9 protein-coding genes and 3 pseudogenes are annotated in these 14,149 nt (G+C 70.6%); 5 read left to right on the top strand and 7 right to left on the bottom strand.

Annotation, left to right across the window (positions count from 1 at the left end):
- Positions 1-134: 134 nt before the first annotated feature.
- The gene (locus ACZ6KF_RS31080; protein ID WP_469179079.1) at positions 135-1,256 is read left to right on the top strand and encodes a hypothetical protein; all 1,122 of its coding nucleotides are present in this window, start codon (positions 135-137) and stop codon (positions 1,254-1,256) included.
- A gap of 471 nt (positions 1,257-1,727) precedes the next feature.
- Complete coding sequence (locus ACZ6KF_RS31085; protein ID WP_469241397.1) at positions 1,728-2,987, top strand: vanadium-dependent haloperoxidase; 1,260 nt, start codon at positions 1,728-1,730, stop codon at positions 2,985-2,987.
- A 261-nt stretch (positions 2,988-3,248) separates the two neighbouring features.
- On the opposite strand, the gene ACZ6KF_RS31090 is transcribed toward ACZ6KF_RS31085, so the two are convergent.
- On the bottom strand, positions 3,249-3,425 hold the full coding sequence (locus tag ACZ6KF_RS31090) for a hypothetical protein (RefSeq protein ID WP_469241416.1): 177 nt from the start codon (positions 3,423-3,425) through the stop codon (positions 3,249-3,251).
- Here ACZ6KF_RS31090 and ACZ6KF_RS31095 point away from each other — a divergent pair.
- Together ACZ6KF_RS31095 and ACZ6KF_RS31100 are read left to right on the top strand one after the other, a co-directional pair.
- The gene (locus ACZ6KF_RS31095) at positions 3,357-3,977 is read left to right on the top strand and encodes an ATP-binding protein (protein WP_469241399.1); all 621 of its coding nucleotides are present in this window, start codon (positions 3,357-3,359) and stop codon (positions 3,975-3,977) included. The two genes, ACZ6KF_RS31090 and ACZ6KF_RS31095, sit on opposite strands and share 69 nt — an antisense overlap.
- Positions 3,971-4,456 carry a helix-hairpin-helix domain-containing protein gene (locus ACZ6KF_RS31100; RefSeq protein ID WP_469179073.1) on the top strand — a complete coding sequence of 162 codons (486 nt, stop codon included), beginning with the start codon at positions 3,971-3,973 and terminating at the stop codon, positions 4,454-4,456. The genes ACZ6KF_RS31095 and ACZ6KF_RS31100 overlap by 7 nt, the downstream gene beginning before the upstream one ends.
- An 870-nt stretch (positions 4,457-5,326) precedes the next feature.
- Here ACZ6KF_RS31100 and ACZ6KF_RS31105 read toward each other — a convergent pair.
- The 6 genes and pseudogenes from ACZ6KF_RS31105 to ACZ6KF_RS31130 all read right to left on the bottom strand — a co-directional run.
- Entirely contained in the window at positions 5,327-7,183 is a 1,857-nt protein-coding gene (locus ACZ6KF_RS31105; protein ID WP_469241400.1) for a tetratricopeptide repeat protein, read from the bottom strand.
- On the bottom strand, positions 7,180-7,614 hold the full coding sequence (locus ACZ6KF_RS31110; RefSeq protein WP_469179069.1) for a hypothetical protein: 435 nt from the start codon (positions 7,612-7,614) through the stop codon (positions 7,180-7,182). The genes ACZ6KF_RS31105 and ACZ6KF_RS31110 overlap by 4 nt, the downstream gene beginning before the upstream one ends.
- A 27-nt stretch (positions 7,615-7,641) precedes the next feature.
- On the bottom strand, positions 7,642-8,232 hold the full coding sequence (locus tag ACZ6KF_RS31115; protein WP_469241402.1) for a replication-relaxation family protein: 591 nt from the start codon (positions 8,230-8,232) through the stop codon (positions 7,642-7,644).
- Positions 8,233-8,344: 112 nt separating this feature from the next.
- Positions 8,345-8,569, bottom strand: a pseudogene (locus ACZ6KF_RS31120) (replication-relaxation family protein); the annotation flags it as partial.
- A gap of 1,323 nt (positions 8,570-9,892) precedes the next feature.
- Positions 9,893-10,381: pseudogene (locus ACZ6KF_RS31125) on the bottom strand (RHS repeat-associated core domain-containing protein); the annotation flags it as partial.
- A gap of 620 nt (positions 10,382-11,001) precedes the next feature.
- Positions 11,002-11,418 (bottom strand): annotated as a pseudogene (locus tag ACZ6KF_RS31130) (eCIS core domain-containing protein); the annotation flags it as partial.
- A gap of 635 nt (positions 11,419-12,053) precedes the next feature.
- Between ACZ6KF_RS31130 and ACZ6KF_RS31135 the strand changes: the two are divergent.
- A partial coding sequence (locus ACZ6KF_RS31135; RefSeq protein WP_469241404.1) for a glycosyl hydrolase occupies positions 12,054-14,149 on the top strand: 2,096 nt, incomplete at its 3' end.

Consider the following 14,149-nt stretch of genomic DNA (forward strand, 5'->3'; position numbering starts at 1 on the left):
GTTCCTCCTGGACACGGCTGTCTCGGCCTGAGCTGCGACCACCGCGGGCCAGCGATCACGCCGTAGAACAGGGGCCATCGGATGATGTCGGCCACCGCGCCAGCGGCGTGGGCAGGCCGGCCCCGCTTCACGACGTGCTGGCCACCCGGCACCGTGTGCTGCGCACCGCGCGCCGCTACGATGCGTCGATGCAGCAGCAGTGGGTCAACGCAGCGGCCTCCACGCTCGCATCCGAGACCGACGGGGAACTGCCCGACGGGTGCCGCAGCGAAGCGCTGCCGCCCGTCGCCGTGGTCATCCTGGCTGCGGAGAAGGACATGTCCGGGCTGGACGTCTGTGTGCGGGGCATACTGGCCCACTGCCTGAACCCGGTCACCACGGTGCAGGTGATCGCCCAGCGCCGGCCGCGACGACTCCCCGGCGGCATCGACTCGCGCGTCGTGTGGTGCCCGGAGCACCGTTGCACCGTCAGCAGCCAGGCGGTGCGCGCGTACCTGCGGGCACTGGGCAGGGACTCCTCCACGGCCTCCTGGTACTTCCAGCAACTGGCGAAACTGCTGTGCTTCGCAGTCCTCCCCGCCGATGCACCCCAGCACATCCTGGTGGTCGATGCCGACTTCGTGTTCCTGATGGACACGGCATTCGTCGACAACCGGGGAAGGTCGGTGCTGCCGTACGGCTACCCGCTTTCCTGGCACCCGGGGCCGTCTGATGCGCACCGGTTGCCGGCCCGCCACTCGGCGCTGGAGGCGGCGGGGAGACTGGTACCGGGCTGGGTGCCCGTCGATGCCTACAGCGGTATGCAGCATCACATCGTCTTCGACCGCGATATCCTCAACGCCCTCCTTCAACAGGCCGAGGACGCCCACGGCATGCCGTTCTGGCAGGCCTTCCTGCGCACCGCCGATCCTGGCAAGTGGACCGGTGCCTCCGAGTACGTCCTCTACCGGCATTTCGCCGCACGCTTCTATCCCGGACGCGTGCGCCACAGGCACGTCGACGCCGTCGATGTCATACAGGGCGAGGGCCCCGGCGGTTTCGCCCTGCCCGAAGTGGCCGCCGCCGCACAGGGCTCCTCCCTGCGTGCCGTCGGCTGCCACCGCTTCCTGCACTACACCGAACGGCTCGCGACCATGGATTACATTCCCGCCGCCTTGCGCCGCACCCTGGGCCCTGTCCCAGGACCCCTGCGACTGCGCCTGGAGGACGGAACGCTGACCATCGGGCAGGCGGTCCGGCCTCTCACTCTCGTCTGAAGACGCCGACCACAGAGCCGGAGGGGTGGTGCGGCCGGGCCCTGGTGCGTGGGCGAGTTGTCCGGCCACAAGGAAGCCGAGCCGGGAACGGCAGTTGGGGTGGGAGGTGCACCCGTCGCCCGCTCGGTGCCAGCCGCAACGCGACAGCACCTCTCCAAGCGCTGTGCCACCGGACCCCGACCGTCAGCGCACTGACACTTCGTCGGGGCGGGACGGACCGAGGCGCGCACGAGTTGCCGACGCTGTCGGGCCGCCGTCGTCGTTCCCCTCCTCCCGGACTGCTCCTCCTCTTCCGCCCGGCGTGCGCCCCCCTGGCACGGAGGCGCGCTATCGCGCCGCGAAAATGCTTCAGTGCGCCCGGCCCCTCCCCAGCCCGAACTGCGCCATCAACGGCACGGTAAGGGCGGAGCCGACACGGTCCGCGTGTCGGAGAGTTCACCTGGAGGTCACCCGATGCACGTAAGGAAAGCGGTGCGCAGACGCGGAGCGATGGTCGTGGCGGCGTTGCTGCTGGCGGGGGTGGTGGGTGGGCAGCCCGCCCGAGCGCAGACCGCTGTCCCGCAGCCGGAGGACGACCCTTCGGTGATACGGGAGTGGGCGGAAAGGGTGTCCGAGACCGTCGACCCGGAGGAAAAGCTGACCACGCCGGAGGAGGCGGTGTGGCATGCATATGTGACCTTGGCCATGTACAACGCGGTGGTCGGCGTCGAGGGCCGCTACGTCCCCTACCGGTGGCAGGCGCGAGCTCCACAGGAGGCGTCGGCCGAGGCGGCGGCCGCGACGGCGGCGTACCAGGTGCTCGTGACCGGGTTCCCGCAGGCCGGGCCGGCGCTGGAGAAGGCGTGGAAGACGTCGTTGGCGGCAGTCCCGGACGGCCCCGCCGAGCGGTCGGGAGTGGCGTTCGGCAAGCGGGCGGCGGAGCACGTCATGGGGCTGCGTGCGAACGACGGGCGGGAGGCCTCCGTGCCGTTCATACCCCGGCCGGCGCCCGGGGTGTGGCGGCCGACACCGCCCGGCCACGAGGGCTTCACGACGGAGTGGATCGGCCGGCTGCGCCCGTTCCTCGTGGACAGCCCCAGCCAGTTCCGCCCCGGACCACCGCCTGAACTGGCCTCGGCCCAGTATGCGCGGGACCTGGCGGAGGTGAAGGCGTACGGTGCGAAAACCGGTTCGCGCCGTAGTGCCGGCCAGACGGAGACGGCGGTGTTCGTGGCACGGGTGGAAATCCAGCAGGCGCTGGGCGACCACGCGGCACGGCACGCTTTCGACATCACCGACACGGCCCGTCTGTACGCCGCCGCGAACACCGTCATGACCGACGCGCTGATCGTCGCCTGGGACGCCAAGCTCCACTACGGCAGGTGGCGGCCGATCACCGCCATCCACGAGGCGGACACCGACGGCAATCCGGCCACGACGGCGGACCCGGCGTGGGAGCCGCTGCTCCCCACACCCGCGCACCCCGACTATCTCAGTGGCCACGCCACATGGTCGGGAGCCCTGATGCGAACCCTCGTAGGGTTGTTCGGCACCTCCCGTGTCGACCTCAACATCCCTTCGGCCAGCACTGGTACCACCCGGCACTATGAGTACGCCGAGGACTACGTCCGCGACGTCATCGACGCGCGCGTATGGGCCGGAATCCACACGAGGACCGCGGACGTCGTCGGCAGCACTGTGGGAGAACGGGTGGCGGCATGGTCGCTGAGAAGGTATTTCCTGCGCACATGACCGAGGGTTGTCCGTCGAGACGGTCGGACAGCAGCCTGTAGCGGGAGAACCGGAAAGGGCCGACGTGTTCGAGGCCGTGTTCATCTCCTGCCAGCGGATCTACTCTGCGGTCCGGTGCCGCGCACAGTGTGCTGCGAAGAGGGATGCCCCGGGCTGACGATGGCCTGACGCGACAGGGTTCGGGGCCGTGCGCGGCCGCTGTCCCGGCATGGGCAGCCGGGCAGTGGGCCGCGCACGGATACGCGGTGGCGAGAGACCGCGTCAGACGACGGTGGCTGTCCGCCGCTGCTGGATCTGGCCATGGCACTGCCACTGGGTCAGCTGGGTGAGGGTGGTGCCGTTGAGGGTCTGGTCCAAGCACTTGCCGCTGTGCCCACGGAAGCTGTCGGGCCGCGGGGCCACCTCGGCGGCCTCCCTCCCCCCCCCTTGGGTGGACATGACCCGAGCGGGACGCAATCCCGGACGCATCCTGTCGATGCTGCAAGAGTAGGCCGACCGCCACGAGAACAGGCACGAGCGGGTGTCGATTGTGGGAGAGCCGATCAGGGTGGGACGCACACCGGCGGAAACGCTGGAGGCAACGCGGCACGAGGCGCTGAACGACCTGGCCTTCAAGGGCGCCCGGCCAGCATTCTGTGCCCCTACGACAATGGGCTGCCCAAAGATGTACTGGACCAGGCGTACCGTACGCATCCGGTCGTCGGCGATCGGTGTGCCTACCTCGTCAGTTCCCGTTACGCCGATCCCCACGACGTCTGCCGCGACTGCGACGCGTCGCTGCCCGAGCCGCGGAACGCGGTCGTCATACCGTTCGGGGTCGAGGACCTGGCGCAGGCCCGCGACCGGGCCGGCCAGTGGGCAGACACGGTCGGCCTGACGCAGGAACGCCGCACGGACTGGCCCCTTGCCGTCGCCGAGGCGATCAGCAACTCGGTGCGGCACGGGGTAGGTCACGGCATGGTGCGGACAGCACAGCAAGTGGTGTGCTGATCATCCTGTTGATCGGCGGGGGTCTCTCAACGACGTTCACGGTTCGGCGACAGTTCATCAAGCCAGGCCATGGAGCCCGCACCGCCGCCACGACTGATCCTGCGTGGCCGTCCCCCGGCCGGGCGGTACCACGCCGAGTCGGTGTGGACCCGGCGATCGGGGAAGCCCTCGAACGCCGGCAGCGGCGGGCTGAAGCACGGCAGATCCTGGAACGCGATCCCGCCCTCGCCCGGGAACTGCGGATCGGCCGACCGGATCTTCCACGGAAGTTCGATGACGGAGGCCTCGTCGACGTCAATCACGTACCGGCCACGATTCTCGCCATCCTGCCCGGTTTCACGCCGGAATTGGCTGACCATGTGGTCCGGGTTCGCGACGAGCACCGTGGTTTTGCATTCATCGAGGAGCTCGAGGCCTACACCGACCTGCCCGAAGGGCTCGCAGAGGAACTGACTGAGCGGTTGCTCTTCCTCCGGTGAAGCCCGCGGCGTCTGGTGGGGCTGCTGCCCGGGTTCCGGGTGCCGATGTGTGCGGCTGCGCGACGGGTCTGCCCATGGTTGGGGTTCGGGCGGCCGTGGTCGGGGTTCGGGGCGGGTGACGTGTTGGGGGCGATGGTGCACGACCTCCCCAGGTCTTTGTGTGTGCCACCGCCCGCGACAGCTTTCCCGCCGACACCCGGAGGCCCGCTGCGTCGTCAGCCGCAGGTCCTGCTCCCCGGCCCGCCGCTTCTCATGCCCGCCCGCAGGCGGCTCGCGCCGCACCGGTTGCGCGCGGTGCGATGACTGTCCGTCGCCAGCCTCCTCCTGGCTGCTGCGATGCCGTCCAGGACGAACAGCAGCCTCGACAAGGGCGGGCGGTGCGGGCGTCGTTCCTCCCGTAGTGTCCTGGACTGCGTCGGCTGCCGCGGGCCGGAAGGGAGCGCGGTGGCCCGGCCGTGCGCCCAGGCGCCCGGACTCTGCGGTGGCATGGTCGACGTCGAAGAGCGCCTGGAACGCCGGGCCGAGCCCGCCCGGGCCGGTGCGGTAGTGGAGCAGCGCGTCCAGGACAACGCCTGGCCGTCGACGGTGAGGTGGTGGGGGTCAGGGTCGGGGATCCAGCCCGGCGGCCGGCACGCAACCTCGTTCACAGTCAGCGCATGCCCGGCCCGCGCCCGGATCGCGCCGCGGCCAAGGGCCGCCTCCACTAGGGCCGCTGTCCGAGGAGCTCGGGCCACTGGCCCAGCCAGCTGTGCCCTGTAGCGGGTGGGGAACCACACCCGCGCCCGTCCGGCTCGATCGAGTGCGATCCGGTCCGTCAGCCCTTCGCGCGCAGCTTCGCGAGCCGCTGCCGGTCTGCTCATCGCGTCCGAGCTAATAAGTGGGCCGCGCCCGTTTCAGGTTCTCCCGCACCACCGCGATGATCCGATGGCCCGGGCTCAACACTCGTTCACTGTCGTGCAGGGTTTGTTCGTAGAGCGGGATTGCCCGCCCCAGGTCTCCCGCCGCCTGGTACGCGCCGGCGAGGTGGTTGCGTGCGGCCAGCGTGTGGGGGTGGTCGTTGCCCAGGACGCGTTCACTCTCGCGCAGGGCTTGTTCGTGGAGCGGGATGGCTTGCCTGAGGTCTCCCGCCGCCTGGTGCGCGTGGGCGAGGTGGTTGCGTGCGGCCAGCGTGTGGGGGTGGTCGTTGCCCAGGACGCGTTGTTGGTCGTGCAGGGTTTGTTCGTAGAGCGGGATTGCCCGCTTCAGGTCTCCTGCGGTCCCGTATGCGCCTGCGAGGTTGTTGCGTGCGGCCAGCGTGTGGGGGTGGTCGTTGCCCAGTAGGCGTTCTTCGGCGGCGAGGGCGCGCTGGAAGGCGCGGATGGCTGGGGCGAGTGCGCCCTGGCCGAAGCGATAGAGGGCGGTGAGGTGGAGGACGCGGGCGGTTTGGGTGGTGTCGTGGTCGGGGGTGTGGTGGTGGGTGACGGCGTGGGGGAGGAGCGCCCGGCACAGGGGCCAGGTGTCGGGTTGGTCGAGGCTGTTGGGGAAGGTGTCGGCGAGGCGTGTGGTGGCCTGGTTGCGGGCGTGGTCGATGGCTTCGGGCCGGCGGTGGGGGTCGTCGGGGTCCGGGGTGCGGGCGAGTGCCTGCACGAGGCGGTGGACGCTCAAGGTGGCGTCGCCATTGTCGGTGATCATGCTGTAGGCGGTGAGCCGGCCGATCGCGGCGGCGAGGCGGGGCGGTTCGGCGAGACCATCGAGCAGGCTGCGGGGGATGCGGTCGGGGGCGTACCAGGCCAGGAGGCGCAGCACATCGCCGGCGAGGGGGGTGTCGCCGAGGCGGTCGAGGGTCAGGTGCCAGATCCGGGCGATGGTGCGTTCGGCATTGCCGCCTTCGGCGCCGGCGGCGAACATCGTGGCGGGCCACTGGGCCAGCAGGTCCAGGTAGGCGCGCGGGGATGTGCCGGTCTCGGCGCAGTACGCGGCCGCCTGTTCCACCGCCAGGGCCAGATGCCCGAGTTCCTCGCACACGGCGTCGGCACCGTCGGTGTCGCGGGGGCCGTGGTGGGTGAGGACGCGGGTGAACAGCTCGAGGGACTCGTTTGGGCTGAACACGCCGAGGCGGATGGCGGTGGCGTGGTGGTGCCAGCCGGTCGCGCGGCGGGTGGTGATCAGGATCCGGCCGCCGGGCAAGCGATCCAGGAGCGGGCGGATGTGCCGGGGGTCCTCGACGTTGTCCAGCACGAGCAGCCAGCCGTCGTGGCGGGTGAGCCAGTCCACCGCGCGTTCGCTCTGCACCTCGGCGGGCAGCACGGCCAGCGCGGGCTGCAGGGCCCGTGCCAGAGCGGCCAGCCCCGCCTCGACCCCGCTCGCGTCGTCGGCGGTCACCCACCACCGCAGCCTCTCCGGCCGCCGGCCGGCCCAGTGCGCGGCCAGGGCCGACTTGCCGACCCCGCCCAGCCCGTGCACCGCGTGCACGACGACCTTCCCCGGCCGCCTGAACGCCTCCTCCAGCGCCGCCAGTTCATCGGCGCGGCCCACGAACAGACCGGATGCGACGTTCGAGACCCCGCCGTCCGCGGCGTCGTCCGGAATCGGCCCGTACGCCTCGGGAGGCAGCACGAACGCCTGGCCGGCGGTGATGTACTGCGTCGACGAGCCGACCACGTCACCGCCGGCGGCGATCGCGCCGTGACTTGCCCGGATCCCGGCCGACGCCTGCTGCCCGGACGCCTCGCCGGGTATATCGGTCACGGCCGGTACTCGGTGCGCGAGTCCTCGACGTCCTCACCCGCGACAATGGCGCCGTCGCTGCCCACCAGCCCCGGCCCACCACCCTGCGAAGACGCCCCGGGCGCAGCGGACGCCGGCCCGACGTACCGGGTCGAAGACCCCCGCACGCTGCCCCGTGCCACAATCGCCCCCCGCTCCCCGACCACCTGCTCCACCGGACCGGACGCCGACGGAGCCACCGGCGCGCCCGCCGAGGCGGGACCGGCGACCGACGCCCGCAACTGCCACAGCGCCACCCCCAGCGCGGCCACCCCCGCCACCGCCCCGACGACGCCCCACGCCTGATCGGAACCCTCCGGATGCGCCACCGTCACCCATACCAGCAGCCCCACGGCCGTACCCGCTCCCAGCAGGGCAAGCCCCCACCAACACACCCGCCGCCAAACCGTCATGGCCCCATTTTCACCCCGGGAACATGATCAAGTCCGCATGGCTGCGGGCCTCCTCAGGTTCACGCCTGCCCTGCGTGTCGAGGGCGGCTGTCCTGAAGCCGGCGTTCCGGTGGGGGCGGTTTCGCGCAGGATGTCGGCCAGTGTGGCGGCGAGGACGGGCACGCCCGGCAGGGCGTTCGGGCCCAGATGGAGCAGGGCCGACTCCAGGGCGATGATGCGGTTCTCCACCCCGGCCGGGCCGGTGTTGTCGAGGACGAACAGCAGCCGCGGGAAGAGCGGGTAGTGCTTGCGCCATGCCTCCTCGGGCGTCTGCAGCCCGCCCCTGCGGCGGGCGCCGGGCGGCGGCGCGGGCACATAGCGGTGGAGGCGGGCGTAGGCGGTGAGTTTGGTGCCCAGGCGTTCGGGTCCCATGGTGGCCCGGTCGACTTCCACGGACGCCCGCAGCATCGACCCCCCGGTGCCCTTTTCCCGGTCGCACCGGTAGTACAGCAGCGCGTCCGGGACGACCGCCTCCCCGTTCCCCAGCGAGTGGTGGACCTCGGGGATCCAGTCCGGCGGCCGGCACACATCCCCCCGCCGGCGGGCATCGCCGACGAAGGCGAGTGCGGTCTCGGTCACCGTCAGCGCATGCCCGGCCCGCAACCGCAGTACGGTCCGACACCGACCTCGTCGGCCGCCGCCCCCGCAACTCCGGCCACTCACCCGCCAGCCGCGCACCGTACGGGGTGGGGAACCACACCCGCAGCCGCCCGGCCTGCGGCAGCGTGATCCGCTCCACCAGACCCTCGCCGCGCAGCTTCGCCAGCCGCCGCCGGGTCTGCTCGATCCGCACATCGGGCGCAAGGAGCAGGTGCAGCTGCTCGGTGGTCGCCATCCGGTACTGCGTCAGGACCGCCAACGCCAGACGGTCCACGCCCCTCGCGTCCACGTCCCTCATCCCGACCTGCTCCCGCATCCGCTCGGTGCGGCGCCGCCCCTGTGCGGGCGCCGCGCTCGCGGACCACGGAATCAGCCGGCCCCGACCATGACGCCTACTACGAAGACCCCACCACGATCCCCGATCCAGCAACACCACCCCGACCACCGACCCCACCCCCAACCAGGCAGCCCTTGCCGCCCGAGCCGCTCCTGGCCGAGCTCGCGTATCCGCAGGCCACGCACAACGCGACGACAGGGCGATGCCTGCCTCACCCGAACCTGCCCGCGCCGCCTACGAGAAGCAGGCGCACTCCGCCGGCACCGTCCGTCCCGGGCCGCTCCCATTGCTCTATGAGCTGACGGCACTGCCGTGCGCGGTCCGTCGGCTCCCCGTCCAGGGCGGACAGTTCGGCGAGGTGGTGGAGCAGGTCGGTGACGGCGTCGTGGTCAGGGAGGCTGATGAGGAACCTTGCGGCGGCCCACCACCTGGTAGCGGGGCCGCTAGCCGCTCCCACGCCGTATCCGTCAGCTCACCACGGCCCACCACAAGATCAATCGGACAGGTCCTGGTTGCTGGTTGGGCCGCAGGGTGCGGTGTGCAGGGGCTGGCTCTTGCCGGTAGTGATCGCGGTTGCCTGGAGATCGGTGAGCTGTCGTGGGCTCGGGATGGTCATCGTGTTGCCGTGCTGGGACCACACGCGGCCGGTGTGCGGGTTGTAGAGCCGTACCTCGCGGGTGTTCTTCGGACCTACGACGGTCAGGTGGTCACCGTGCCGCAGACAGCCGACGTGCCAGAGCCGGGACCGGCTCGAACCTGGAGAGAGTCGCGGACGCGATGACGTCGAACGGCGCCAGCGTCGAGGTGGTGCTCCAGACCTCGGGGCAGTTGTCCTGGGTTTGCGGGCCACACTGCCCGAGATGTTCAACGCGGGGTCCAGCGGTCCGATGACGGTAGGGGTGGTGCCTTCTTCCGGCAGGCGCCACCCCTACCGTCCTAGACTTGCCTTCTTGCCGTTGCTCGCGTGGCAATAACTGCCCCGCCCCAAAAGAGGACGGTCATGGCGAGAACAGTCAGTCCGCCAGCGATCATGCCCGTGATCAGTAGCGCGGCTGAGAGTACGACGCCCAGCACGCCGAAGACATGTGTCGTGATCAACAACCGGTTGGCCAGTGCTTGGCGCTGTAGCGATACTCCGACCTGACGCACCCTACGTCTCCTCTCACACCCATCGGGGTTGTACCGATGGATACCGCCTCCCACTACGGCTCCCGCTACATCGCCCCACAGGGCTTTGGTGTCTCCCTGAGCCAGGTGCACGCCAGCTTGAACAAGGTCACCGGCCGGACCGAGAGCATCAGCCACCACGCTCATGCTGAGCGTTCCGTGAGGATCGATGCGGTTGACGGGGTCGCCTTCGGCGTAGAGGTAGGGGTTCTTCTCCTGGCCGGAGGGGTCGGGCTGGGTGAAGCGGCCGATGTTGGCGTCGTAGTAGCGGTGCTGGAGGTGGTAGAGGCCGGTGGGGTCCTGGTAGTTGCCGGCGAAGCGGTGGGGCTGGGCGACCGGTTCGTACGACTGGGCGAGGATGCGCACGCCGCGGGGGCTGTAGGTGTAGGTGTTGACCTTGTTGCCGTCCGCGCCCGCCAGGGCGACCACGCTGCCGATGGCGTCGGTGAGGTAGTAGTGCGTCCTGCCCCCGGTCGTCATGGAGTTCAGCGTGCCCCCGGGTTCGCGGGTAAATCCCATGTCAGCACCGGCGGTTGTCTTCGCGGACAGGCCGAGCGGGCCGTTGTGGAAGGAGGTGTCGCCGAGGCGGATGCGTTCGCTCTGGTCGGTGGAGCCTGCAGGTCCCTGGCGAAGCTCGGTCTGCCTTCCAGCTCTGCGTCGTTGACGCGCAGGGTGCCGAAACCGCCGAGTCCGGGTGCTGCGGTGCCACCGTCCAGAAGGTAGTCGATGATGGCCTGGACGGGGTTCTTCCGGTCGGACACACCAGTAGTTGCCATGGTGTATGCCGTGGACAGTTCGAGGTAAGCGGTGCGTTCTTCGTCGGACGTGGCCTGGAAACCCGGCAGGACCCGCCTGATCTCGTCGAAGCTGTCGCCGTAGTCATCGATCCAGCGGCCGTACGCATCACCGTGGTTCTTCAGCTCCGTGAGAAGTTCGTCCAGCATCTTGCCCTGCGGGGCGGCGGGGGCCGGCCGGTGATCGAGTTGCCGGAGGCCCTCGCGCGGAGCCCGCTGGACCACGGTGTCCGCCTGGTGCTCACCAGGACGTTCCGGGTGGTCCGTGTGCCCGGACCGCGGCGGTGATGTCGCCAGCGCCCGCGCCGCGTTGGCCTCCGCCGCGCGCTCGAAACGGTCCGAGGGATCGGACACCCGCAGCCCGGTTCCGTTGTCGGTGCCCGCGACAGGGCCCTGGCGCTGCTGGATGACGTGGGTGAGTTCGTGGGCGAGGGTGTGCGGGTCGGTGCCGCCGGCGCCGAGGACGACATGGCTGCCGGAGGTGTAGGCGCGGGCTCCGAGGTCTGCTGCGGAGGTCCGGGCTGCGGCGTCGTCGTGGATGCGGACGTCGGAGAAGTCGGCGCCGAGACGGGCTTCCATGTCGGTGCGGGTAACGTCGTCGAGCGGGCGTCCGCGGCTGCGTAGGACGTCGTGGACGGCGGAGTTCTGGGCGCGGGCGGCACTGTCCCCACCGCCCTCGTGCTGAGCAGGGCGTCCGGTCGCCTGCTGCTGGAGCATCCGTACGACGGCGGTGTTCCCCGCTGTGGTCTGCAGGGCAAGCAGGTGCTGCACGGGTGCCGGAGCAGTGGGCGGGGCCGGGCGAGCCGTGTGCCGGGTGGCGTCGCTGTCGGTTCTGTCCGTCCTGCCGCTGGTTTCGCGGGACCGCATCGGCGCCTCCGGAGTGTGTTGAGCCCTGCTTCTGGATAGCCCGGTCCGGTGAGCCCACGCCAGAGGAAAAGGGGCAGCGGCGACGGTAACGAAGGTGCCCCATCAGGCAGTTCATGAGACGGTTCGGACCCTGGCGGCGCGCTGGACGGTCAGCGATCGTCCTTCTGGTCCGGGTCCGGGTCCGGGTTCGGGGCCGGGTGCCGGTACGGGGGTCATGACAAATGTCGGACTGCGGCCCTCCTGGCGGTTCGGGCAATGGGCATGGGAAGCCTCCTTGGCTCCGGGGCGGAGCGAGCGTTCCACGCTCTTGAGAGCGCTCTCAAAACAATGAAGGCGAGCGTGCCCCCGGCCAGCACTCCCCGTCAAGTCCCGAAAAAGCAACGAAACAGCCACGCAACGGAATTTCCGGTTTGCGCGGTTGGCGAGCCGGGCGTGGGCGATCTATTGACAGCGGATTTCGGGAGTCTTACGTTTCGGCACACCTGAGAGCGCTCTCAGGCCAGGGTTCGAACCCGCCCCCCGACGGTCCCTCCGCGGACCACCACCCTCCCCCAGGGCGCCCACTCGCTCTCCGGTGGCCCGCGGCCCCGCCGCCGACGGGACCCCGTCCTCCGCAATGACATGAGGTGTTCCCCATGCCAGCTCCTCGACCACGGCCGGCCGCCGCGCTGGTCCTCGCCGCCGCACTGGCCGGCGTCGGCCTCGGCCCGGCCGCCACGCCCGCGGCAGCCGCCACCATCACCGTAGGCGCCGGGAGTTACTCCGACACCCGGCCGTCGGGCACGACCGGCCCCACGACCAACACCGGCACACCGGTGACCCCCAAGGTCACCGAGGCCGCCAAGGGCAAGCCCGTGCCCACCAACGACTGGTGGTCCTCGCTGGCCTTCCAGCGCTACGGCGACAACCCGTACTCCACCCCCATGTACGGCCACCCGCTGACCTACCGGGCCGTCTCCGGCGGACTGGAGGTCGGCTACCCCACCAGCCCGGCGATCGTCGGCGACGGGCGGCAGTACGAGTACGCGCACAAGCGGGACCTGACGATCGGGCTGAGCGGGCTCAACTCGCCCGACACGAAGGCCGACGCGTGGTCGGACTGGACCGTCACGCCGTACTGGTCGGACGGGGCGCGCACGCTGCGCACCACCATCGGGCACGGCATGCCGTTCGTGTACGCGCAGGGCACCGGCGGCAACGCCCAGATCACCACGGCGTCGACCCCGACCGTCTTCTCCGACCAGGGCAACGTCGTCGGCATCACGGTCGGCGGCCACCACTACGCCCTCTTCGCGCCGACCGGCGCCGACTGGAACATCTCCGGCACGACGATCAGCGCCGGCCTCGGCAGCAAGGACTACTTCTCCCTCGCGGTCCTGCCCTCCACCGACGCGCTCGCGACGTACCGGAAGTACGCCTACAGCTTCGTCACCGGCTCGAAGGTGAAGTGGAGCGAGTCGCGCGGCACCGTCCGGGCCACCTACCGGGTCAGCACGAAGGCCAAGGAGGGCACCGAGCGCGGCACGATGCTCGCCCTCTACCGGCACCAGTGGATGCACAGCGCCGACGCCCTCACCCCGTACACCTACGTGTCGCCGCGCGGCACGATGAAGGTCCGCGAGGGCACGTCGTTCACCACCAGCCAGAAGACCGCGCCCGTGCTGCCGGGGCTGCCGAAGACCGGCGCCGTGGACACCGCCCGGCTGCGCACCTACCTGAACGAGGTCGCCAACGCGTCCGACCCGTTCAGCGGGGCCACGGACACCTACTGGACCGGCAAGGCGCTCGGCAAGCTCGCCCAGCTGGTGCCGCTCGCCGACCAGATCGGTGAGACGGCCGTCCGGGACAAGCTGATCGGGCTGATCAAGGGCCGGCTCCAGGAATGGTTCACCGCGGGCGGGGCGAGCGAGTTCTCCTACGACAAGAACTGGAAGACCCTCATCGGCTACCCCGCCTCGTACGGCAGCGACGCCGAGCTCAACGACCACCACTTCCACTACGGCTACTACGTGTACGCCGCCGCGATCGTCGCCCAGTACGACGCCGCCTGGGCCGCCGACTCCGCCTGGGGCGGCATGGTCAAGACCCTGATCCGCGACACCGCCAACGCCAGCCGCAGCGACAGCGCCTTCCCGTTCCTGCGCGGCTTCGACGTCTACGCCGGGCACAGCTGGGCCTCCGGCCACCAGGGCTTCGAGGCCGGCAACAACCAGGAGTCCTCCTCGGAGTCCACCAACCTCAGTGCCGGCCTGGTGCTGTGGGGCGCCGCAACCGGTGACGCCTCCGCGCAGAGCCTGGGCAGCTACCTGCTCGCCACCGAGAGCGCGGCGATCGCGCAGTACTGGTTCGACGCCGACCAGCAGGTCTTCCCCGACACCTTCACCCACGACACCGTCGGCATGGTGTGGAGCAGCGGCGGCGCGTACGCCACCTGGTGGACCGCCAACCCCGAGGAGATCCACGGCATCAACGTCCTGCCCGTGACCTCGGGCGGCTCCCTGCACCTGGGCGGGTACAAGGCGGCGATCCGCCGCAACATCGCCGAACTCGAGCGGGAGAACGGCGGGCCCGCCGTCGAATGGCGCGACATCCTGTGGGAGTTCGAGTCGCTGGCCGATCCGGCCACCGCGAAGGCGAAGTGGGACGCCGGCAACGCCGGATACACCCCGGAGCAGGGCGAGTCCAAGGCCCACACCTACCACTGGATCACCACCCTGGACGCGCTCGGCGC

The organism is Streptomyces sp. NPDC046379, assembly GCF_055587785.1.